21 protein-coding genes are annotated in these 21,229 nt (G+C 64.8%); 14 read left to right on the top strand and 7 right to left on the bottom strand.

All coding sequences use genetic code 11. The features are described 5' to 3' along the window. Nucleotides 1-227: 227 nt before the first annotated feature. The 13 genes from F8237_RS24935 to F8237_RS24875 all read left to right on the top strand — a co-directional run bounded on the left by F8237_RS24935 (nt 228) and on the right by F8237_RS24875 (nt 13,647). Nucleotides 228-1,121, top strand: coding sequence for an NAD(P)-dependent oxidoreductase (locus F8237_RS24935; protein ID WP_151648819.1), 894 nt, complete (start codon nt 228-230; stop codon nt 1,119-1,121). Between the two features lie 30 nt (nt 1,122-1,151). Continuing rightward, nucleotides 1,152-2,546, top strand: coding sequence for an MmgE/PrpD family protein (locus F8237_RS24930; protein ID WP_151648817.1), 1,395 nt, complete (start codon nt 1,152-1,154; stop codon nt 2,544-2,546). 112 nt (nt 2,547-2,658) lie between these two features. Beyond that, nucleotides 2,659-3,594 (top strand): branched-chain amino acid ABC transporter permease, encoded by a 936-nt coding sequence (locus F8237_RS24925; RefSeq protein ID WP_015684538.1) that lies wholly within the window; start codon nt 2,659-2,661, stop codon nt 3,592-3,594. Between the two features lie 2 nt (nt 3,595-3,596). Continuing rightward, on the top strand, nt 3,597-5,372 hold the full coding sequence (locus F8237_RS24920; protein ID WP_201280147.1) for a branched-chain amino acid ABC transporter ATP-binding protein/permease: 1,776 nt from the start codon (nt 3,597-3,599) through the stop codon (nt 5,370-5,372). Continuing rightward, a complete protein-coding gene (locus tag F8237_RS24915) occupies nt 5,359-6,066 on the top strand; it encodes an ABC transporter ATP-binding protein (protein WP_143841129.1) in 708 nt (235 codons plus the stop codon). Before F8237_RS24920 ends, F8237_RS24915 begins: the two co-directional genes overlap by 14 nt. 34 nt (nt 6,067-6,100) lie before the next feature. After that, entirely contained in the window at nt 6,101-7,351 is a 1,251-nt protein-coding gene (locus F8237_RS24910) for an ABC transporter substrate-binding protein (RefSeq protein ID WP_151648813.1), read from the top strand. Between the two features lie 33 nt (nt 7,352-7,384). Further along, entirely contained in the window at nt 7,385-8,623 is a 1,239-nt protein-coding gene (locus F8237_RS24905) for an ABC transporter substrate-binding protein (protein ID WP_151648811.1), read from the top strand. A gap of 28 nt (nt 8,624-8,651) precedes the next feature. Beyond that, nucleotides 8,652-9,032, top strand: a complete 381-nt coding sequence (locus F8237_RS24900) for a carboxymuconolactone decarboxylase family protein (RefSeq protein ID WP_015684533.1) — start codon at nt 8,652-8,654, stop codon at nt 9,030-9,032. Nucleotides 9,033-9,047: 15 nt separating this feature from the next. Then, nucleotides 9,048-9,818: an SDR family oxidoreductase gene (locus F8237_RS24895; protein WP_151650658.1), complete on the top strand. Its 771-nt coding sequence runs from the start codon at nt 9,048-9,050 to the stop codon at nt 9,816-9,818. A 24-nt stretch (nt 9,819-9,842) separates the two neighbouring features. Then, entirely contained in the window at nt 9,843-10,583 is a 741-nt protein-coding gene (locus F8237_RS24890; protein WP_151648809.1) for an SDR family oxidoreductase, read from the top strand. Between the two features lie 23 nt (nt 10,584-10,606). Next, nucleotides 10,607-11,323, top strand: a complete 717-nt coding sequence (locus F8237_RS24885; RefSeq protein ID WP_151648807.1) for a GntR family transcriptional regulator — start codon at nt 10,607-10,609, stop codon at nt 11,321-11,323. Nucleotides 11,324-11,349: 26 nt separating this feature from the next. Then, nucleotides 11,350-12,324 (top strand): tripartite tricarboxylate transporter substrate-binding protein, encoded by a 975-nt coding sequence (locus F8237_RS24880; RefSeq protein ID WP_151648805.1) that lies wholly within the window; start codon nt 11,350-11,352, stop codon nt 12,322-12,324. Between the two features lie 162 nt (nt 12,325-12,486). Continuing rightward, nucleotides 12,487-13,647, top strand: coding sequence for an acyl-CoA dehydrogenase family protein (locus F8237_RS24875; protein ID WP_151648803.1), 1,161 nt, complete (start codon nt 12,487-12,489; stop codon nt 13,645-13,647). Between the two features lie 21 nt (nt 13,648-13,668). Here F8237_RS24875 and F8237_RS24870 read toward each other — a convergent pair whose 3' ends face one another. After that, nucleotides 13,669-15,237: a GMC family oxidoreductase gene (locus F8237_RS24870; RefSeq protein ID WP_151648801.1), complete on the bottom strand. Its 1,569-nt coding sequence runs from the start codon at nt 15,235-15,237 to the stop codon at nt 13,669-13,671. Between the two features lie 32 nt (nt 15,238-15,269). Then, nucleotides 15,270-16,394 (bottom strand): metallophosphoesterase, encoded by a 1,125-nt coding sequence (locus F8237_RS24865; RefSeq protein ID WP_151650657.1) that lies wholly within the window; start codon nt 16,392-16,394, stop codon nt 15,270-15,272. A gap of 236 nt (nt 16,395-16,630) precedes the next feature. Between F8237_RS24865 and F8237_RS24860 the strand changes: the two genes are divergently transcribed. Continuing rightward, nucleotides 16,631-17,617 (top strand): Bug family tripartite tricarboxylate transporter substrate binding protein, encoded by a 987-nt coding sequence (locus tag F8237_RS24860; RefSeq protein ID WP_151648799.1) that lies wholly within the window; start codon nt 16,631-16,633, stop codon nt 17,615-17,617. A gap of 160 nt (nt 17,618-17,777) precedes the next feature. On the opposite strand, the gene F8237_RS24855 is transcribed toward F8237_RS24860, so the two are convergent. The 5 genes from F8237_RS24855 to puhE form a co-directional block, all read right to left on the bottom strand. Then, entirely contained in the window at nt 17,778-18,176 is a 399-nt protein-coding gene (locus F8237_RS24855; protein WP_374761591.1) for a hypothetical protein, read from the bottom strand. 9 nt (nt 18,177-18,185) lie between these two features. Next, nucleotides 18,186-18,407: a hypothetical protein gene (locus tag F8237_RS24850; protein ID WP_151648797.1), complete on the bottom strand. Its 222-nt coding sequence runs from the start codon at nt 18,405-18,407 to the stop codon at nt 18,186-18,188. 33 nt (nt 18,408-18,440) lie between these two features. Beyond that, nucleotides 18,441-18,920 (bottom strand): hypothetical protein, encoded by a 480-nt coding sequence (locus F8237_RS24845; RefSeq protein ID WP_151648795.1) that lies wholly within the window; start codon nt 18,918-18,920, stop codon nt 18,441-18,443. Between the two features lie 85 nt (nt 18,921-19,005). After that, nucleotides 19,006-20,217 carry a 5-aminolevulinate synthase gene (hemA, locus tag F8237_RS24840; protein ID WP_151648793.1) on the bottom strand — a complete coding sequence of 404 codons (1,212 nt, stop codon included), beginning with the start codon at nt 20,215-20,217 and terminating at the stop codon, nt 19,006-19,008. After that, a complete protein-coding gene (gene puhE, locus F8237_RS24835) occupies nt 20,214-21,227 on the bottom strand; it encodes a putative photosynthetic complex assembly protein PuhE (RefSeq protein WP_151648791.1) in 1,014 nt (337 codons plus the stop codon). The genes hemA and puhE overlap by 4 nt, the downstream gene beginning before the upstream one ends. Nucleotides 21,228-21,229 lie beyond the last annotated feature (2 nt).

Here is a 21,229-nt window from a genome sequence, read left to right as displayed (position 1 = left end):
CTCGTTTTCCCGGACCTTATGCCGATCCGCGGCAAACTGTCGACCCCAAATGTTATGCTTGACAGCTTGTCTGACAATCATAACAATCCGGCCCGTTGGCGCGGGACCCCGTGGCCACGACGACGGCGGCCGACGAGGCCGGCCGGCGAAGACGTTCGACCAGACGATATCGACCTCGAGATCAAGAAGGCGCGTCCGTCAGGGGATCGCGCGACAGGGAGTAGACGATGGCGGGAGAGATTCTCGGCGTAATCGGCACGGGCCGCATGGGCGGCCCGATGGCGGGGCGATTGATCGACGCGGGCTATTCGCTCGTCGTCTATGACACGCAGGCTGAAGCGGCCCAGGCGCTGGTCAAGCGCGGCGCTCAGCTCGGCAAGTCGCCCGCCGACGTCGCCTCGCGCACCGATATCGTGCTCGCCAGCCTGCCGACGCCCGACATCGTCAAGGCCGTCACGCTCGGCCAGGACGGCATCAGCAGCGGCACCCGCGCCAAGATCGTGATCGATCTGTCGACCTCGGGTCCGGGCGCGGCGAAGTTCGTCGCGGAAGGCCTGAAGGCCAAGGGCATGACGCTGGTCGATGCGCCCGTGAGCGGCGGCATCAAGGGCGCCATCAACGGCACGCTGGCCGTGATGGTGTCGTGCCCGCAGGCGACCTACGAGACCGTGCAACCGATCCTGAAGAACTTCGGCAAGCTGTTCTACACCGGCGACAAGCCCGGCGTGGCGCAGACCGCCAAGCTCGCCAACAATCTGATGGCGGCCGCAGCGCTGGTGATCACCTCGGAGGCGGTCGCGATGGGCGTCAAGGGCGGCGTCAACGCCAAGGTGCTGATCGACATCATCAACGCCAGCAGCGGCCGCAACAGCGCGTCCGAAGACAAGTTTCCCCGCGCGGTGCTGCCCGGCACCTTCGATTTCGGCTTCACCACCGGCCTGTCCTACAAGGATGTCCGGCTCTGCGTGGACGAGGCCGAAGCCATGGGCGTGCCGATGGTCTGCGGCGCGGTGGTGCGGCAGATGCTCGCGATCACCAATGCCAAATACGGTGCGGCGTCCGACTTCACCTCGATCGCCAAGGTGCTCGAGGAGTGGGCCGGCGTCGAGATGCGCGGCTAAGCGCACGAGCATTCAGGAAGAGCGATTGAGATGACGATCGACCCGACCGGATCAGGCAAGGTATCGTTTGCGCGCCAGATGGCGCGGAGCGTGCTTGCGCTTGATCTCGGAAATTTCGGGCCGGAGGTCGTCGCGAAGGCAAAGCTCTGCCTGCTCGACTTCCTGTCCTGCGCCTTCGAGGCCGGCAATCACCCGTGGAGCCGTCAGGCCGTCGCGATCGCGCAGGCCGGCGGCGGCATCTCGATCATCGGGACTTCGCAACACTCCTCAGCGGCCGACGCCGCCTTCGCCAATGCCGTGATGGGACACGGCCTGGTCCGGGAAGACATGCATGCCGCCAGCATCGCGCACCATGGCGTCGTGGTCTGGCCGACGCTGCTTGCGCTGTCGGAGCAGACGCCGCTGCACGGGACGAAGCTGCTGGCTGCCGCCATCATCGGCTATGAGACCGGCGCGCGGATCGGCCGCGCGCTCCTGACCTCAGATCTCGCGCGGCTCTATCGTCCGACCGGCCTGGTGGCGCCGCTGGGCGCGGCGCTGGCGGGAAGCTTTGCCCTCGGCCTTTCCGAGGACCAGGCAACCAGTGCCATCGCCATCGCAGCCAATACCTCCAGCGGTCTCAACGAGTGGCCGCATGCCGGCGGCTCCGACATGTATTTCCATCCGGGCTTTGCGGCCAGCAACGCGATCAAGGCCATCGGCCTTTCCGCAGCCGGCGCGTTCGGCTCGGAAACGATCATCGAGGGCGAAGCCGGCCTGTTCGCCGCTTACCGCCGCCAGGCCGCGCCCGACCGCATCACGCTCTTCCCCGACGGAGAGAGCGAGATCATGGCCGTCTACAACAAGCCGGTTCCGGCCTGCAATTTCGCCCAGACCGCCGCGCAGGCGGCACTTCGCGTCTCGCACGAGCTTGCCGGCGCCGAGGAAATCGACCGCGTCGTCGTTCGCGCGCCTGATGCCGCCGTTCGCTATCCCGGTTGCGACTCGATGGGGCCCTACCGCAACGCGCTCCAGGCCAAGATGAGCATTCCCTTCAGCGTCGCGGCGACGCTGGCGCGGGGCGAGATCGCGGAAGAGAATTATGCCGGGCTGGATGATGCCGACATCCTCCGCCTGGTTTCGGTCACCGATCTCAAGGCGGATCCCGGCTTCACCGCTGCCTTTCCTGGCAGGCAGGGCGCGGAAGTGACCGTGCATCTGCGCGGCGGCCGAACGATCCGGCACGCCTTGCCCGATGTCATCGCCGCAACGCCGTCAGATATTCGCGCGCGCTTTCGCGCCGCCGCGGCCAAGGTCCTCGGCGAGGACCGCGCGCATCGGCTCGAGCAACTCATCGACGATTGCGAACAGCTCGGCGATGCCGGCGTGATCGCAGCACAATGCCGTCTGGACACACCGGAACGGGTTTTACGATCGGCATCATAAGAAGTGCCGGAGAGTACGGGGGAAACATGGTCGACTTCGAGACCGGTCTAGCATCGTCAGCAGCCAGCGATCGCCGGCAGTCCTGCGCGGCCACCGCGTGGAGGCGAGGCTGATGGAAGGATTTCTGCAAGCGCTCGCCGCGGGCCTGCTGATCGGCGCCGTCTACGGCCTGATGTGCGTCGGGCTTGGCCTGATCTTCGGCGTCATGCGCGTCATCAATTTCGCGCACGGCGATTTCATGATGCTCGGCATGTATGCCGCCTTCTATCTCTTCACCGCCGCCGGCATCCAGACCCTGTTCGGCAACACGGTGGGCCCGTTCGTGGCTATCCTGCTCGCCGGCCCCGTGCTCGCCGTGTTCGGCTATTTCGTCCATCTGGCGCTGATCTCGCGCGTCTCGGGCACGCGCACCGCCGCGCTGGAAGGCGACGGTCACTATGCCCAGCTCATCCTGACGCTCGGCATCGCGCTGATCCTGCAAAATGGCGGCCTCATCGTGTTCGGATCCGTGCTGGCCTCGATCCGGACGCCGCTGTCGAGCTCGGCGTGGGAGCTCGTTCCCTTCCTCGACATCAGCATCTTCCTCAACAAGGCGCGCAGCATCGACGCGATCGTGTCGCTCGCGATCATGGTTCTGCTTTCGCTCCTGATCACGCGCACGCGGATCGGCAAGTCCCTGCGTGCCGCCGCGGACAATCCGACCGCCGCGACCTATATGGGCATCGACGTCGACCGCGCCCACCGCACCGCCTTCGCGCTCGGCTGCGGCATCACCGCGATTGCCGGCGGCCTGCTTGCCACCAACTATCCGTTCCATCCCTTCGTGGGGCTCGAATACGTCATCGTGATGTATGCCGGCGTCGTGCTCGGCGGCATGGGCAGCATCATCGGCGCCTTCTGGGGCGGCATGACGATCGGCCTCGTCCAGCAGATGTCGACGCTGATCCTGCCGACGCAGCTGCAGAACGCCGCGATCTTCGCCGTCTTCCTGCTCATCATCTTCTTCCGCCCGCAAGGTTTCTTCGGGCGCATGGTCGAGAGGACGTGACCATGCTCCGGATGCGCTCCTTTCTTCCTCCCCTGCTCTTCACGCTGGCCTATGCCGGGATCTCGCTGGGCGTCACCAACTCCTACTACCAGCTCATCCTGACGCTGGTGCCGGTGTGGGCGGTGTTCGGGCTGTCGTGGAATCTGCTCAGCGGCTACACCGGACTGGTCTCGTTCGGCCACGCCGCCTTCTTCGGAATCGGCGCCTACGCGACAGCGCTCGGGCAGATCTATTTCGACATCTCGCCGTGGCTGCTGATTCCGGTTGCCGCCATGCTCGGCGGCATCGCAGGACTCCTGATCGGCTTTCCGACTTTCCGCCTGCAGGGACATTACTTCGCGCTGGCGATGCTCGCCTACCCGCTCGCCATTCTCTACGTGTTCGAGTGGCTCGGTTTCCAGGAGGTGACGCTTCCGATCAAGCGCGACGCCCCGATCGCCTACATGCAGTTCAGCGATCCGCACATCTACACGCTGCTGGGGCTCGCCATCATGCTGGCCACGATCGTGCTGACGCAGATCATCGAACGCTCGCGCTTCGGCATGGCGCTGCTCGCAATCAAGCAGAACGAGGCCGCGGCCGAAGCGGCAGGGATCAACACCCTGGCATGGAAGCTGCGCGCGATCATTCTGAGCGGCGCGATCGCCGCCGCCATCGGCGGGTTCTACGCGCAGGTGCTGCTGGTCGTGACCCCGGCATCGGTGTTCGGCATGCTGGTGTCGGCGCAGGCGCTCACGGTCGCGATGTTCGGCGGCGTCGGCACGGTCTGGGGGCCGGTCATCGGCTCGGTGATCCTGATCCCGCTCGCCGAAATCCTGCACGCGGAGGCCGGAGCGCGCATTCCCGGCATCCAGGGCGTGATCTTCGGCTTTGCCATCGTCTGCGTCATCCTGGTCGCTCCGGAAGGCCTGTTCTGGAAACTGCGCGATCTCCTGCGCAAGCGGGCCGCGCCGCAGGCGACGAGCCCTGCGACCACATCGGCGGAGTTACCGGCGAGCGTGACGACGCTGAAGCCCGCGTCACGGCAGCGCGCCGCGACCGGTGAAGTCGTGCTCGAGGTGCGCAACCTCTCGCGCTCCTTCGGCGGCCTCAAGGCGGTGCAGGATGTCAGCTTCAAGCTGCACAAGAACGAGATCCTCGGCATCATCGGACCCAACGGCGCGGGCAAGACCACGCTGTTCAATCTCCTCAACGGCTTTCTGAAGCCGAGCCAGGGCGAGGTGCTGATCGACGGCCGCAACATGTCCGGCCAGCGGCCGCACGTGATCTGCGAGGCCGGCATCGGCCGCACCTTCCAGGTCATGCGGCCGTTCCTGCGCATGTCGATCCTCGACAACGTCGTGGTCGGCGCCTATGTCCGCGCCCGCACCGACGCGGAGGCCCGCAAGCTTGCCGCCGATGCGGTCGCCCGGGTCGGGCTCTCCGCCGTCGCCGACCGTGTCGCCGGCGAGCTCTCGACCAAGGAGCTGCGGCTGATGGAGCTGGCCCGCGCGATCGCCGGCCAGCCGCGCATCCTGCTGCTCGACGAAACGCTGGCGGGCCTCGGCCACGGCGAGGCGGACGAGGTCGTCGCCGTGATCCAGCAGCTGGCACACGACGGCATGACCATCGCCATCATCGAGCACACGATGCAGGCGATGGTTCGCCTGGTCGACAGTTTCCTCGTGCTCGACCACGGCGCCGTCATCACCGAGGGGCTTCCGGAAGTGGTGACGCATGACAGCCGCGTGATCGAAGCCTATCTCGGCAAGAAGTGGGTGGCCCATGCTCCGCATTGAGGGATTGCGCGCAGGCTACTCCGCAAAGCCCGTCCTGAACGACGTGTCGATCAACGTCGGCGCAGGCCAGTTCGTCGCGATCGTCGGCCCCAACGGCGCCGGCAAGACCACGCTGTTCAAGACGATCTCCGGCATCGTCAAGCCGAGCGGCGGGAGAATCACGTTCGACGGCGTCGACCTTCTCGCGGTGCCGCCGCCGCAGCGTGCCCATCTCGGCATCGCCCATGTCCCGGAAGGACGCCAGGTCTTCCCGTCGCTGACCGTGATGGAGAATCTGGAAATGGGCGCGATGACCGAGAGCGGCCGCCGCGACTGGCAGGCCAATATCGAGCGCATCTTCGAATGGCTGCCGGTGCTGAAGGAGCGCCGCAACCAGTTCGCCGGCACGATGTCCGGCGGCCAGCAGCAGATGCTCGCGATCGGCCGCGGCCTCGCCTCCTCGCCAAAGCTGCTGATGCTGGACGAGCCGTCGATGGGGCTCGCGCCGTCCACCGCGGATTTCATCTTCGAGCGGCTGATCGATATCCGGCGCCAGTCCGGCCTGACCATGCTGCTGGTCGAGCAGCGCGTGGCGGAAGCGCTGGAATCGGCCGATCACGGCTATGTCCTCGAAGCCGGACATGTCGTGCTCGAAGGCAACAACGACACGCTGCGCGCCGACGACCGGGTGCGCAAAGCCTATCTCGGCATGTGACCAAATAAAAAACAAAGACCAGGGAGACAACAAGATGAACAAGACATCGAAGAGCAGAATATCGAAAGGACTGACGCGCCGGACCGTGCTGTCGGGGGCTGCCGCCGTCGGCCTTGCTGGCGTTGCACGCGCGCAGACACCGGCCGAGGTGAAGGTTGGACTGATCGTGCCGCTGTCGGGCATCTACACGCGCCCCGGCCAGGTCATGAAGATGGGCGCCGAGATGGGCATCGAGCACATCAACGCGCAAGGCGGCATCAAGGCGCTCGGCGGAGCCAAGCTGAAGCTGGTGGTGATCGACTGCGGCGACACCACCGAGAAGGCCAAGAACGCGGCGCAGCGCATGGTCGCGCAGGAGCCTGATCTCGTCGCCGCTACCGGCTCCTATCTCTCCTCCTTCACCCTCGCCGTCACCGAGGTGACCGAGCGCGCCGAACTGCCGATGCTGACGCTCTCTTATTCGGACCTACTGACCGATCGCGGTTTCAAATACATCTTCCAGACCGCCGCGACCGCGAGCCGCCAGTCCGAGCTCGGCTTGCCGGCGCTGATGAAGCTCGCCGCGAAGGCCTCCGGCAAGCGGCCGAAGACCGTGGCGATGCTGATGGACAACACCGCAACCTCGGTCGCCACCGCCAAGGCGCTGAAGGAGAGGCTGTTCGCGCAGGAAGGCCTCCAGCTCGTCGTCGAGGAAGTCTGGACGCCGCCACTGTCCGATGCGACGCCGCTGATCCAGAAGGTGCGCTCCGCCAAGCCCGACCTGCTGCTGTTCATGCCGAACGCGGTCTCGGACGCCAAGCTCGGGCTGGAGAAGATCAGCGAATTCGGCCTCGGCCAAGGCAAGATCCCGACCGTCTCCTTCAGCATCACCATCGCCGAGCCCGACATGCTGCAGAGCGTGAGCCCCGAGATCGTGCAGGGCATCATGACTATCGTCGCCAGCTGGGGCGCGAAAGGCCACGAAGCCCTGATCGCCGAACTCAAGGCCAAGTACAAGGAGCCCTGGGCGACGCAGAACGTCATCTCGACCTATGGCGACATGTGGGTGATGAAGGAAGCGCTGGAGAAGGCCGGCAAGGCCGATCGCAATGCGGTCGCGCAGGCCTTGCGGACGCTGGATGCCGGCGATTCCAAATATTATCCGGGCGGCCAGCTCAAGTTCGACGAAAAGGGCCGCCGCGTCGGCGCCGGCGTCGTCATCGTGCAATGGCAATCGGGCGTGCCTGTCACCGTTTATCCGCCCGAGCTCGCGCAGGCAGAACCGTTCTGGCCGAAGAAGCCGTAAGCGCCGCGCGATTTTTCAGGGAGGAGAATTGTCATGACTGCAAAGAACAAGTTTACGATCTCAAGGCGAACGTTGCTGGCCGGCGCCTCCGGCACGCTGATCGCATCCCGCGCCGCATGGGCGCAGCAGCCTGCCGAGGTGAAGGTCGGCTTGCTGGTTCCGATCTCCGGACTCTATGCCCGTCCGGGAACGGTGATGCGCGAAGGCGCCGAGATGGCGGTCGACCACATCAACGCGCAAGGCGGCATCAAGGTACTCGGTGGCGCCAAGCTGAAGCTGGTGGTGCTGGATTCCGGCGACACCACGGAGAAGGCCAAGAACGCGGCGCAGCGCATGGTCGCACAGGAGACTGATCTGGTCGCCGCCAGCGGCGCTTACCTGTCCTCGTTCACGCTCGCGGTGACCGAAGTGACCGAGCGCGCCAACCTTCCCATGCTCACCCTCTCCTACTCCGACCTGATCACCGAGCGCGGATTCAAATACGTATTCCAGACCGCGGCGACCGCGGGCTCACAGGCCAAGCAGGCATTGCCCCAGCTCATCAAGCTGGCGGAGACGGCCTCCGGCAAGCGGCCGAAGACGGTCGCGATCCTGACCGACAACACGGGCGCCTCGATCGCCTCCGCCAAGGCGATGCGCGAAGGCCTGCTTGCAGAGAACCAGCTGCAGCTGGTCGTCGACGAGACGTTCACGCCGCCGCTCGCGGATGCGACGTCGCTGGTGCAGAAGATCCGGTCGGCCAAGCCCGACCTGCTGTTCTTCCTGCCGACGGTGATCTCGGACGCAAAGCTGCTGCTCGAGAAGATGAACGAGTTCGGCCTCGGCCAGGGCAAGGTGCCGACCATCTCCTTCGGCATCGCGATCGCCGAGCCGGACATGCTGCAGACCGTCAGCCCCGAACTGCTCCAGGGCGTGCTGACCTGCGTCGCCAGCTGGGGCGCCAAGGGCCACGAGGCGCTGATCGCCGAATTGAAGACCCGCTACAAGGAGCCGTGGATGACGCAGAACGCGATCTCCACCTATGGCGACATGTGGGTGATCAAGGACGCGCTGGAGAAGGCCGGCAAGGCCGACCGCGTCGCCGTCGGCGAGGCGCTACGCACCATGGATGGCGGCCCGTCGAAATACTATCCGCTGGGCGAGATCAAGTTCGACGAAAAGGGCCGCCGGGTCGGCGCCGGCATGACCATCGTGCAGTGGCAGGCCGGCGTGCCGGTGACGGTGTTCCCGCCCGAGCTCGCGCTGGCAAAGCCGTTCTGGCCGAAGAACTGATACCGCCGAAAGAGAAACGGAGAACAACATGGACAAGGCGACTTACGACCGCGGCCTCGAAATCCGCAAGAGCGTGCTCGGCAACGAGTTCGTCGACAAGGCGATCGCATCCGCGGACGAGTTCAATCGTCCGATGCAGGACCTCACCACGGAGTATTGCTGGGGTTACGTCTGGGGGCGCGAAGGCCTGACGCGCAAGACCCGCAGCTTCCTCAATCTGGCGATGCTCTGCGCGCTCAATCGCCCGCATGAGCTGAAGACCCATGTCCGCGGCGCGCTCGCCAACGGCGCGACCAAGGAGGAAATCCGCGAGGTCTTCATGCAGGTCGCGATCTATTGCGGCGTACCTGCCGGCGTCGATGCGTTCCGGAACGCGAAGGACGTGTTCGCCGAGCTCGACAAGAAGTAGAGACGCGTGACTGCGATGAAGGGCAAATGGGCACTCGTGACCGGCGCGACCGCGGGCCTTGGCTTTGCCGTCGCGGAAGGGCTGGCCGGCGCGGGCGCCAGCATCGTCCTTCACGATCTCGTTGCGCCGAAGCAGGCCGCGGATGATCTCCGCGCCCGCTTCGGCGTCGAGGTGATCACGGCGGGCGTGGACCTGTCCCAGCGCGATGCGATCGAGGCCATGATGGCCGACCTGCTCGATCGCTGCGGCGCCATCGACATCCTCGTCAACAACGCGGTCGTCAGGCATTTCGCCGCGATCGAACAGTTTCCGCCCGAGCGCTGGGAGCAGGCGCTGGCCGTGAACCTCTCCGCGCCGTTCCACCTCATTCGCCTGGCGCTGCCGGCAATGAAGCAGCGCAGCTGGGGCCGGATCATCAACATGGGCTCGATCTATTCGAGCCGCGCGGTCGAGGACCGCATCGACTACGTCACCACCAAGACGGCGATCCTGGGCATGACCCGCGCGGTGGCGATAGAGACCGCCCGCAGCGGCATCACCTGCAACACGCTCTGCCCCGGTACGCTGCCGACGCCCGCCATCCTCGACAAGATCGCCACCATGGCAACGACCAGCAGCCGTGCTGTCGAGGATGTGACCCGCGACTATCTCGGCGAGCGTCAGCCGACACAGCGCTTCATCGAGATGAATGCCGTCGCCGCCATGGTCGTCTTTCTCTGCAGCGCGGCCGCAAACGACATCACCGGGGCCAGCCTGCCGATCGACGGCGGCTGGTCGGTCGCATGAGACCACTTGAATGGGAGTGTTGCGATGACTGAACAATCGGGCCAGACCGCCGTGCTGACAGGTGCCGCCGGCGGCATGGGACGCGCTATCACCAAGGCGCTGCTGGAGAGCGGCCGCCGCGTCGTGCTGGTCGACCGCGACGCCAAGGCACTTCAGGAACTGGCGGCGACGGCAGGCAACGCCGTGTTTCCGATCCAGCTCGACATCAGCGACGCAAAGGCCGTGGATCGGCTGCCGGAGGCCATTCCGGCCCAGTTCAAGCCGGTCGACATCCTCATCAACAACGCCGGGCACGATATCGGCGGGCGAACGCGGTTCGACGCCGGCTCCGCCGACGACTGGTCCAACATCATCCAGACCAATCTAATCGGCCTGATGCGCGTCACCCGCGCGATCCTCCCCGACATGGTCCGGCGCAACTCCGGCCATGTCGTCAACATCAGCTCGATCAACGCGGTCCGGATCGTGCCCGATATGGCCGCCTACAGCACCAGCAAGGCGGGCGTGCACATGTTCACCGAGACCCTGCGGGGCGAACTGGCGGAAACCGCGATCCGGGTCACCGAGCTCCAGCCCGGCCTGACCAGGACCAACATCATCCTGACCCGCTACCGCGGCGACAAGCAGAAGGAACGGGACTATTTCGACCAGTTCAAGCTGGCGCTCGAACCTGCCGATATTGCCCGGTCGATCGTCTTCGCCCTCGACCAGCCTGCCCACGTTCAAATTGCCGAAATGATGATTCTGCCTGTAAACCGGTACTGACTTTTCCCAACCAGGATCCGGACATGGAAAGACGTAGCGAATTGCAGTCGACGCTCCGCATCGAGGACGTCCCGACCGTCCGCGCGATGGTCGCGCAAAAGCTGCGCGAGGCGATCATGTCCGGAACGCTGAAACCGGGCCAGCGCCTGGTCGAGCGCGAGCTTTGCGAGATGATGGGCGTCAGCCGCCCCTCGATCCGCGAAGCGCTCCGCGCCCTCGAAGCCGACGGGCTGATCAACATGGTGCCGCATCGCGGCCCCGTGGTCTCCACGATCAGCCTCGAGGAGGCTCGCCAGCTCTACGCGGCACGCGCGGTCCTCGAAGGGTTCGCCGGCCGCGAATGCGCCAGGCTCCACGACCCCGAGGTGGCGCGCCGGATCGGGGAAGCCCTGACCCGGCTGAAGGCTGCCGCGGCCAAGCAGGATCTGATCGGGTGCCTCGAGGCCAAGACCGATTTCTACGGCGCGCTGATCGGCGGCTGCCGCAATGCCTTCATCCAGCGGATGCTGAGGCCCCTGCACGACCGGATTCAGCTGTTGCGGATCACGTCGATGTCGCAGCCGAAGCGGATCAACAAGAGCTTGCGTGAGGTCACTGCGATCTGGCGTGCGATCCAGAGCGGCGATGCAGACCTCGCCGAACGTTGCTGTGTCGATCACATCAACGCGGCCGCGGTGGCTGCGCTCGACATGATCGAAAAATCGTCGGCGGCCAAGGAGGCGGCGCCTACCGACGACTAACAACAACTGCCGCCAGGGAGTGTTCGATGAGGTTTGTTGTACGATCGCTGGTCCTGTTTTCCCTGCTCTATCCCTGCGGCACCGCAATCGCGGACGACTACCCCTCCCGCCCGGTCACGATGATCGTGCCCTTCTCCGCCGGCGGCCCCGGCGACGTCATTGCGCGCATTCTCGGCAACGCCATGAGCGCGACGCTGAAGCAGTCCATGGTCATCGAGAACGTCGTCGGCGCCGGCGGCACGCTCGGCACCAACCGCGTCGCCAAGGCCGTACCCGACGGCTACACGCTGCTGCTGATGCATGTCGGCCAGGCCACCGCACCTGCGCTCTACGCCAAGCTGCCGTTCGACCCCGTCGGCGACTTTGCCCCGATCGGGCTCGTCACTGATGTCCCGATGATCCTGGTCGCGCGGCCGAATTTTCCGGCCAAGGACCTCAGCGAGATGATCGCCCGCATCCGGAGCGAAGGGGACAAGATGACCTTCGGTAATGTCGGTCTCGGCTCGGCCTCGCAGCTCTGCGGCCTGATGTTCATGAGCACCACCGATACGAAGCTCTCGCAGATCTACTACAAGGGTGGCGGACCGGCGCTGAATGACGTCATCGCCGGACATATCGACGTCTATTGCGATCCCGCAACGGGCCCGACGCCCTACATCCAGTCGAACACGATCAAGGGTTACGCGATCACCAGCAAGGCGCGTGTCGCGACGCTGCCTGACGTGCCGACCTCGGCGGAGGCCGGTGTTCCCGAATTCGACGTGACGACCTGGTATGGCCTCTACGCACCGCGCGGCACGCCGAAGCCCGTGATCGACCATCTGGTGGGCGCGCTCCAGACGGCGCTGAAGGATCCCGCCCTGATCAGCCGCTTTGCCGAGCTCAGCATGGCGCCGGTCGAGCCCGAACGCGCAACCCCGCAAGCCCTCGAAGCCTTTCTCAAGACCGAGATCGGCAAATGGGGACGGATCATCAAGGCCGCCGGAATCGAGCCGCAATGAGGGCGGACGACCGGACGGTGGTTGCTCATGTCTCGTTCTCCCGTCTATATGATCGACTTCCGTCACCGTCTTTGAATGCGGCAGTGCTGTGATCGAGCGCCGGTGACAAGGCCAGCCACCCACATTCCGCCCAGGCGGAGGCCGACCGGAGTATCTGCATCGATGACTGACCGAGCCGAGACCATTGCCGCGAAGATCGAGGCCTTCATCCGCGCCGAAGTGATCCCCTACGAGAAGGATCAGCGGACGGGTCCGCACGGTCCGAGCGACGAACTCGTGCAGGAATTGCGCGCCAAGGCGCGCAAGGCCGGTGTTCTGACGCCGCACATTCTCCCGGATGGATCTCATCTGACGCAACGCGAGACCGCGAAGGCCTTGATCAAATCCGGCCTGTCGCCGCTCGGACCGCTGGCGTGCAACACCATGGCGCCTGACGAGGGCAACATGTACCTGCTCGGCAAGGTCGGAACTTCCGAGCAGAAGGCGCGCTTCCTGGAGCCCCTGGTGTCGGGCAAGGCGCGTTCGGCGTTCTTCATGACCGAGCCGGCGGACGAAGGCGGTGCGGGATCTGACCCGTCGATGATGCAGACCACGTGCAGGCTGGACGGCAATCACTGGGTGATCAACGGGCGGAAGAAGTTCATCACCGGAGCCGAAGGCGCCAAGGTCGGCATCGTCATGGCGAAATCGGCCGACGGCGCCTGCATGTTCCTGGTCGATCTGCCTGATGCCGCGATCCGCACGCTGCGCGTACTGGATACGATCGACAGCTCGATGCCCGGCGGGCATGCCGAGATCGAAATCGAGAATCTTCGCGTCTCCGCCGACCAGATGCTCGGCGCGTCCGGCGAAGGTTTCAAATATGCGCAGATCCGCCTCAGTCCCGCGCGCTTGTCGCACTGCATGCGCTGGCTGGGCCTCGCCATCCGGGCCAACGAGATCGCCACCGACTACGCCTGCCGCCGTCACGCGTTCGGAAAACCGCTGGTCGACCACGAAGGCGTCGGCTTCATGCTGGCGGAGAACCTGATCGATCTGCAGCAGTCGGAACTGATGATCGACTGGTGCGCCGGCGTGCTCGACACCGGTTCGCTCGGGACGACCGAGAGTTCCATGGCCAAGGTTGCCGTGTCGGAAGCGTTGATGCGCGTCGCCGATCGCTGCGTCCAGGTGATGGGAGGGACCGGCGTTTCGACCGAAACCATCGTCGAGCAGGCTTTCCGCGAGATCCGCGCCTTCCGCATCTATGATGGCCCGACGGAAGTCCACAAATGGTCGCTGGCCAAGAAGATCAAGCGCGACTGGAAAGCCGGACAGCATTGAGCAGACGGCGTTGCGGCGCCCTCACTTCGTGCTCTTCAGCCGATCCGCCATGCGCTCGGCGATGGCGACCGTCGTCAGATGGGTATTGGCGCGCGGGACCTCCGGCATGATCGAGGCATCGATCACCCGCAATCCCGTGGATCCGATCACCCGGCATTCGTGATCTACGACAGAACGCGCATCGTCCGCCGCACCCATGCGGCAGGTGCCGCTGGCGTGTTGGGCGTCGCTGCACTCGGCGAACAGCCAGTCATCCAGTTCGGCGTCGCCAAGCGACTCGTCCATGGAGCGTCCGCTGGCGCCGTAATCGACGCGGTAGGCGATATCGGTCACCGCAGGCTGCAGGCAGATATCACGCAGGCAGCGAACGCCATCGCGCAGGCGCACCAGATCGCGAGAATCGGACAGCATGCGCTCTTCGACGATCGGATCAATTGTGGGGTCGGTCGTCACGATGCGGACGTGGCCCTGGCTGAAGGCCTGATAGACTGAGATGGCGATGCGTCCCAGCGTGACTTCAGCCATCGATTGCTGCGAGCGGGCAAGATTGCCGGCGATCATGATCATGTCGTTTTCGCCGGCGCCTGCGAGGCTGGACGAGTAACGCAGGCAGCAATTGGTGTGCCGGTGCATCAGCGTGCTGACCTGGCTGCCGTCGCGCAAATGCAGCAAGGCGTTGACGATCGGGTGATCGAGCAGGTTCTCGCCCACCGGCAAATCCGCGCGGATCGTGATGCCGAGCGTCTCCAGCAGGGCGGCAGGCCCGATGCCGGAGCGCTGCAGGATGGCCGGCGAATGGATGGCGCCGGCGCAGAGGATCACCTCACGCGCCGCGCGGGGCGTATAGGATTGGCCGTTCACGCGGACCAGAACGCCGCTGGCGTGCAGCCGGTTGCCTTCGAAGGTGATGGTGTCGACCAGAGCATGACCGACGATGTCGAGGTTGGCCCGACCGCGCGCCGGCTCCAGGTAGCCGTCATTGGTGGAGATCCGCAGCCCACCCTCGCTGTTGATGGCATAAGGCGAGACGCCGGTGCCATCAGGCGCGTTGTGATCTTCGCACCAGCCATAGCCGAGACCGAGTGCCGACGCTCGCAGCGCCCGGTCGACATTGCCCCAATCCGGAATCGGAGCCCGATACACCGGGATCGGACCGCGATCGCCGTGATAGGGTGCGTCCGGGAAATTCTTGTCCGTTTCGAGCTTGCAGAAATAAGGTAGCATCTCGTCCCATGACCAGCCGGTGCAGCCCACGGCCGCCCAGCGGTCGATGTCGTCGGGAACGGCGCGGATCGCGATCTGACCATTGATCGTCGAACTGCCGCCCATGGCGCGGCCACGCCAGAGCAGCAGCGGCTGCTGCCGCTCGGTGCGTCGCGCGAGCAGCTTTGGCCAGCGGAAGTCGTCATCGCCGATGGCGCGCATGGGGTTTGGAATGCGAATGTGCTCCGGTGTGGTCGCGGTTCGCAGATCCTGCCCGGCCTCCAGCAGCAGCACACGATGAGCGGGGTCTTCGCTGAGGCGCGCCGCCAGCGTCGCTCCGGCGGAACCTCCGCCGATGATGATCGTGTCGTATTCCTGTTCAATCACGTCCGGTCACTTCCCCTGATGGCTCGCAACGGTCAGCTGCCAGCTATGTGGCGCAGCGTGATCCGCGTCAACTCGGATGGACGCCCCAGCCGCAGCGCGAAACCCGGCCACAGCGCGGTGCCATTGTTCACGTAGAGCGTCATGCCGCCGACATCGTAACGACCCGAGACGAAGCCGGCGTTGGCGCGTGCGGCCAGCCGATCGATCCCCCAGATCAAGCCTCCGTGCGTATGCCCCGACAGCTGCAGAGCCACCCCGAGTTCGGCGGAATGCCGCGCGTCGCTCGGCTGGTGGTCGAGCAGGATGACAGGGCCGTCCCTGGGGATGCCTTGCAGGACGGCGCCAAGGTCGCGCACGGAATGCCCTCTGCTGCGCGATGCCCGGTCGGTGATGCCTGCGAGGACCAGCTTGCCGCCGTTCCGCTCGATGACAACATGCCTGTTTTCGAGCGACAGCAGGCCCAACGCGGCGAAGTGCGCCATCCACCCGTCGTAGCCGAAGATGTATTCGTGATTTCCCGAGATCACGTAGATGCCATCGGTCGCCTGCAAATCCCGCAACGGCTCGATGTCGGTGCGTCGCGCATCGGGCGTGCCGTCGATCAGATCTCCCGTGATCGCGATCAGGTCAACGCCGAGCTTGTTCGATCGCTCGACGACGGTGCGTGCCCACGAGGCGGGAAACAACCGGCTGATGTGAAGATCGGTCAGTTGGAGGATGGTGTAGCCGTCGAATTGCCGCGCAAGTCCGGCGATCCCGATTTCGATGTCTTTCAGCGGCGGAATCCGCATGGCCTGATGGACGCCGATCGCGGCCGCGATGGCGGCTAACGCAGCCAGTCCGTAGCGGACGTCGTCGGGCGCGCTCACGACGCCGCCATTGAAGGGGATTGCGAGCAGAAGTCCCGCATCGAGCGCCAGTTGCAGCAACGCCAGCAGGACGATCGCGCCGAACCCCCAGTTGAAGAGGGCGACCACCGGTCTTGGAAACTCGGGAGAAAACACGGAGCCCGACGAGAGCTTGCTCCACCGGTGAAACTGCAATGCGACCAATGCGAGCGCGGCGGCCACGATCTTGACCAAGAGCGGCAAGTCCAGCGGCCACAGGAAACGGGTCAGGATCAGCAGATAGATCAGGCCGAATATGAGTTGGGGAATCGGTCCTCTCCGCAAGAGATCGGTATGCCGCGGCCCCTCTAGACGTTTCTTCTCGCGATCGGGGACCAGACAGAGACAATCATCTATCGACCGCGGCGCATTTGCAACCGGGTTCCATTGCCGCGAGTTCGTTCGCATAGCATCTATTGAGGGCTCTCCGTAGCAAGTATTGCCAGCAGCGTTCCGGCGAAAGGGACGTGCGGCGGGCTTGCCAGACATCACTGAGGATTTCCGTCGTGCGCTTCGTCCGATCTCTTCGCTTCTTCGCCGCGTCCGTTTTGACCGCATCGCTGCTGATGAGCGCGAGCGGCGCGAGTGCCGGTGCCTGGCCAAGCCGGACGATCAAGCTGGTCGTGCCGTTTCCTCCCGGCGGCGCCGCGGATACCGTTGCTCGCGTTTACGCCGACAGACTGAGCGAAGCGCTCAAGCAGCCCGTCGTGATCGAGAACAAGGCCGGCGCAGGCACCGCAATTGCCGCCGAAGCGGTCGCCGGCGCAGATCCCGATGGCTATACGTTGTCCCTGGCTCCCGCAGGCCAGCTCACCATCCTGCCGCACATCAACAAGGAGATCAGGTACGATCCCTTCAAGAGCTTTGCGCCGGTATCGAACCTGGCGACCGTCCCCTACGTGCTGGCAGCCAGCCCGAACACGCCGGTCTCCACCGCCAAGGACCTCGTCGCCGCGGCGAACAAGGATCCCGGCAAGCTGACCTATTCGTCCTGCGGTCCCGGGACGCTCTGCCATCTGAGCGGCGAGCTCTTCCAAAACCAGACCGGAACGAAGCTGCTGCACGTGCCGTTCAAGGGCAGCGCCCCGGCGGTGAACGCGCTGCTCGGCAACGTCGTCAATCTGTCGTTCGACACCCTCACCGTGCTCGCGCCGCAGATCCGCGACGGCAAGGTGAAGGGCCTGCTCGTCACCAGCCGCGAGCGGTCGCCGCAGCTTCCGGACGTGCCCACCGCTGCCGAAGCCGGCGTGTGGGACTTCGTCGTCGATTCCTGGTTCGGCCTGGTCGCACCCGCGGGGACTCCGGCTGAAATCATCCAGCGCTTGAATGCCGAGATCGTCCGCATCGGAGCCGAGCCCGATGTTCGTGCTCGCCTGGAGGCTCAGGGACTGGTTGTGACCACCTCGACGCCCGAGGGCTTCACCGACATCATCAAGGCCGACTACCGCCGCTGGGGCAAGGTCATCAAGGATTCGGGGGTCGAAGTCTTTTGAAGGCCGTAAGCGGCTTCGCAGCGCCCACCTGGCTCTCGATGTGCACTGTCTCGGCAGTGACATCCAACTCGCAGACGCGGCCGCGCTAACGCGCAAGACAGGAGCAAAGCTGCAAACGGCTTGGATTTCTCCGTTCGCCAGGGCTGAAGACGACAGGGCCCTAATGGGTCAAGCGGGGGATCAGCGGGACGCGGTTGGCAAGAGCCAAAGCAGCTGCCTCCGAGGTCTCAAGGGCGATCTTTTGCGCAAGCATAACGTCGCCTGGAACGAGCGCTCCGACGGGCGCAAAGCACCAGCCGGTCCCCTCCTTGCCGTCCCGATCGAGTTCCCGAATATTTGCTGCTGTTCCGTAGCAGATCCGGTAGCGTTTGCCGCTGTCGGAGCCGGTTACATCAAAGCATCTATCCGCGTCGAATTGCGCGCGTTGGGCGGCGGAGAGCCAATCTCGCAGCAGGCGGCGGCCGCACGCTTCGGGGGCATTCTCCGCACGCATGGCACGCAATAGACGGCTAACCAATTTCAGTCGCGCCTGATCGCGTCCTTTGACAGGCCATCGCATCGCGGCATCTCAACCGCCGACCAGCCTGGGAAAGAACACCGTCTCGTCCGCCTGCGGATCGAAGGCCGTCAACAGGCGCACATCGCCCGGGCGCGTCCGCACTGCGGCCGTAAAGCCCGCGGCAACCAGAGTTTCGAAGCGGTGCCGCGCCTCGGCGCTTGCCTGCGCGTCTGCGGGGTCGAAATGGTGACGCATGTCACCTGAATGATCCATCACGATATGAGTTGCCATCGCAGAGATCCCCCTTGTGTTCAGACGAAAAATCTAGTCCGGCAACCGAGTGAGCCGAGGCCGCCACACGCCGAGAACAATGTTGGCCATCGCAATGGCCAAAAACACCCACAGCGTAGCGCGACGTGTCCCCAATTCTCCGGCGAGCGTTGCGGGATCGATTTCGCCGGCAAATGCTCGCGCGCTTTGCTCTGCTTCCTGTTGGAGCGGTCCGACCACAGAGACAAATCCCCATTCAAAAACGAGGACGCCCGTCGCCAGCTTTGCCCATGCCCAGCCGGCGTTGTGAAAGGCTCTATTCAGGGCCATGGCCAACAGACCGGCTATCAGGGTAAGCCCGAGAGACGGCATAAAGATCCAGGTCGCCACTGCTCCTGTCGCGATGCTGAGCGGCGCGTATTGCGCGATCGCGCTTGGCGCGGGCGCGTGGCCGGTCATGACAAGAAAGCATGCGACCGCGCCGACAAGGCCGATCGCTCCAAGCGTGTGAAGGAACTTCATCAACTTCCGCATGATCGACCGCGGTTCGCAAAAGACCTGGCCTATCGGGCCATTGACCAACTCCAAGCACCCAGATCAGTCGTCAAGCATCAGCAGATCAAGCTGCCTTGGCGAGCCCGACCTCCGCCCAGATCTGTGCGAGCGCATTTACCAGATGCTCGATATCAGCATCGGTGTGATGCGGCGACGGCGTGATGCGCAGTCGCTCGGTGCCGCGCGGCACGGTCGGGTAGTTGATCGGCTGTACATAGATGCCGTAGCGGTCGATCAGCACGTCGCTGATCTGCTTGCACAAAACGGGGTCGCAGACCATGACCGGCACGATGTGGCTGGGATTGTCCAGATGAGCAACTCCCGCCTCGTCGAGGCGCCTGCGCAGCCGCGCGACGCGATCCTGATGCCGCTCGCGTTCCGCCGCGCTCGATTTCAGATGGCGAATACTGGTGAGCGCGCCGGCGGCCACCGTGGGCGGCAGCGACGTGGTGAAGATGAAGCCGGAAGCGAAACTGCGAATGAAATCGCAGATCGTGGCCGACGCCGCAACGTAGCCGCCGATGACGCCGAAGGCCTTTGCCAGGGTGCCTTCGATCACGGTCAGGCGGTGGCTCACACCCTCGCGGTCGGCGATGCCGCCACCCTTCGGTCCGTAAAGGCCGACGCCGTGAACCTCGTCGAGATAGGTCATTGCATTGTGGGCGTCCGCGACGTCGCAGAGCTCGGCAATCGGCGCGATATCGCCATCCATGGAATAGACCGACTCGAAGGCCACCAGCTTCGGCGCATGCGGATCGAGATCGCTGAGCTTACGCTCGAGATCGCGCGGATCGTTGTGGGCGAAGATGCGCGTGTCGCTGCGGCTGTGCCTGATGCCCTCGATCATCGAGGCGTGGTTGAGCTCGTCCGACAGGATCGTACAGCCGGGCATCCGTGACGCCAGCGTGCTGAGCGACGCCATGTTGGAAACATAGCCCGACGTGAACAGGAGCGCTGACTCCTTGCCGTGCAGATCGGCCAGCTCTCTCTCCAGCAGCACGTGATAGTGATTGGTCCCCGCGATGTTGCGGGTGCCGCCGGCGCCGGCACCGCAACTGTCGAGCGCCTCGTGCATCGCCTTCAGCACCGCGGGGTGCTGGCCCATGCCGAGGTAGTCGTTGGAGCACCAGACGGTGACTTCGCCGGCGCCGCCCGGATGATGATGTTTGGCTCGAGGAAACGCGCCTGCCTTGCGTTCGAGGTCGGCAAATACGCGATAGCGGCCTTCGCGATGAAGACCTTCGAGTTGCCGGCGAAAATAGGCTTCGTAGTTCATGACGTCCTCCCCTTGATCGTTGCCGCCGGCTCGGGACAGATCGTGTGAGCCGCCGTCAGGCCTTCTCTTGCCTGCTGCTCGCGATAACTCTGGCGAAACTGGTCTTCGAGCCGCTGTCGCGCGCAGGCTCCTGGTGACAGCTTCGGAGGCGCGGCATCGGAGCGCACATTCGCCAGCACGACGAGATTGGGCGGCGCCATCGCGGTCTTGACGTCTTGTTCCTGTTCCATGGTGGTGTCCTCCGGCGGGAAACCCGAGCGCATACCCCAGCCCCACAGCGTGATCGCCGGCAGCGGAAGCAGCATGAACCAATGCTCGACCACGCCGAGCGCAAACAGCGTCGAGACCAGCGTCAGGCCGACGATGTCGAAGGGCGTGATCGCGACTTCGACGATCCGCTGGATCATGATGACGAGGACCGCGGTCGCAAGCGTGACGGATAGCGGAAAGAAGGCGCTAACCGGTTTGCGCGCGAAGAACGTCTTCAAGAATTGCACCGCCTCCGGCATTAATTCGTCGTTGGTGACGGGAACGCCGAGGAACAGGTTGATCTTTGCGCTCTGCCGCAGCACCCAAAGGGCGGCAAATGTCCATAGACCGATCTGGTTGGCGCCGCCCCAGGTCAGCGCAGCGACCGCAGCGCCGCAGGCCAGCAGCGCGAACTCATGATAGAGAATGGCCTGCAAGGCGAGCCCAAAGCGTTTCGGGCCGATCGCGCCGACCGGACAAGGCTGCGGTCGTGGCCCCGTCAACCAGCCCGCGAGAAAGGCGATCTCCTGTGCGCCCCATAGCAGGATGGTGCATGTGAAGGCCGTATACGCACCACCGACACTGATATCGCCAGCCGTCAGCGCGAGCCCCCCGAGCGATCCGGCGAGCAGCACACCGGCCAGAAACGCCCGCGACACTTCAAAGCGTCCCGAACGTCCCACCAGCAACAGCACGGCCCCGGTGCTGAACCACCACACGAAGGCAGCGTAGATAGGGGGGACCGTGTATGCGGATACCAACG

The sequence above is a fragment of the Bradyrhizobium betae genome, assembly GCF_008932115.1.
Classification (GTDB): domain Bacteria; phylum Pseudomonadota; class Alphaproteobacteria; order Rhizobiales; family Xanthobacteraceae; genus Bradyrhizobium; species Bradyrhizobium betae.
The sequence above is the reverse complement of the archived record's forward strand: the minus strand, read 5'-3'. Positions and strand labels throughout refer to the sequence as shown.

Excerpts from the sequence above, each read along its gene's own strand:
- F8237_RS24935 (WP_151648819.1), top strand. The coding sequence starts at position 228 with ATGGCGGGAGAGATTCTCGGCGTAATCGGCACGGGCCGCATGGGCGGC.
- F8237_RS24930 (WP_151648817.1), top strand. The coding sequence starts at position 1,152 with ATGACGATCGACCCGACCGGATCAGGCAAGGTATCGTTTGCGCGCCAG.
- F8237_RS24925 (WP_015684538.1), top strand. The coding sequence starts at position 2,659 with ATGGAAGGATTTCTGCAAGCGCTCGCCGCGGGCCTGCTGATCGGCGCC.
- F8237_RS24920 (WP_201280147.1), top strand. The coding sequence starts at position 3,597 with ATGCTCCGGATGCGCTCCTTTCTTCCTCCCCTGCTCTTCACGCTGGCC.
- F8237_RS24915 (WP_143841129.1), top strand. The coding sequence starts at position 5,359 with ATGCTCCGCATTGAGGGATTGCGCGCAGGCTACTCCGCAAAGCCCGTC.
- F8237_RS24910 (WP_151648813.1), top strand. The coding sequence starts at position 6,101 with ATGAACAAGACATCGAAGAGCAGAATATCGAAAGGACTGACGCGCCGG.
- F8237_RS24905 (WP_151648811.1), top strand. The coding sequence starts at position 7,385 with ATGACTGCAAAGAACAAGTTTACGATCTCAAGGCGAACGTTGCTGGCC.
- F8237_RS24900 (WP_015684533.1), top strand. The coding sequence starts at position 8,652 with ATGGACAAGGCGACTTACGACCGCGGCCTCGAAATCCGCAAGAGCGTG.
- F8237_RS24895 (WP_151650658.1), top strand. The coding sequence starts at position 9,048 with ATGAAGGGCAAATGGGCACTCGTGACCGGCGCGACCGCGGGCCTTGGC.
- F8237_RS24890 (WP_151648809.1), top strand. The coding sequence starts at position 9,843 with ATGACTGAACAATCGGGCCAGACCGCCGTGCTGACAGGTGCCGCCGGC.
- F8237_RS24885 (WP_151648807.1), top strand. The coding sequence starts at position 10,607 with ATGGAAAGACGTAGCGAATTGCAGTCGACGCTCCGCATCGAGGACGTC.
- F8237_RS24880 (WP_151648805.1), top strand. The coding sequence starts at position 11,350 with ATGAGGTTTGTTGTACGATCGCTGGTCCTGTTTTCCCTGCTCTATCCC.
- F8237_RS24875 (WP_151648803.1), top strand. The coding sequence starts at position 12,487 with ATGACTGACCGAGCCGAGACCATTGCCGCGAAGATCGAGGCCTTCATC.
- F8237_RS24855 (WP_374761591.1), bottom strand. The coding sequence starts at position 18,176 with ATGCGATGGCCTGTCAAAGGACGCGATCAGGCGCGACTGAAATTGGTT.
- F8237_RS24850 (WP_151648797.1), bottom strand. The coding sequence starts at position 18,407 with ATGGCAACTCATATCGTGATGGATCATTCAGGTGACATGCGTCACCAT.
- F8237_RS24845 (WP_151648795.1), bottom strand. The coding sequence starts at position 18,920 with ATGCGGAAGTTGATGAAGTTCCTTCACACGCTTGGAGCGATCGGCCTT.
- hemA (WP_151648793.1), bottom strand. The coding sequence starts at position 20,217 with ATGAACTACGAAGCCTATTTTCGCCGGCAACTCGAAGGTCTTCATCGC.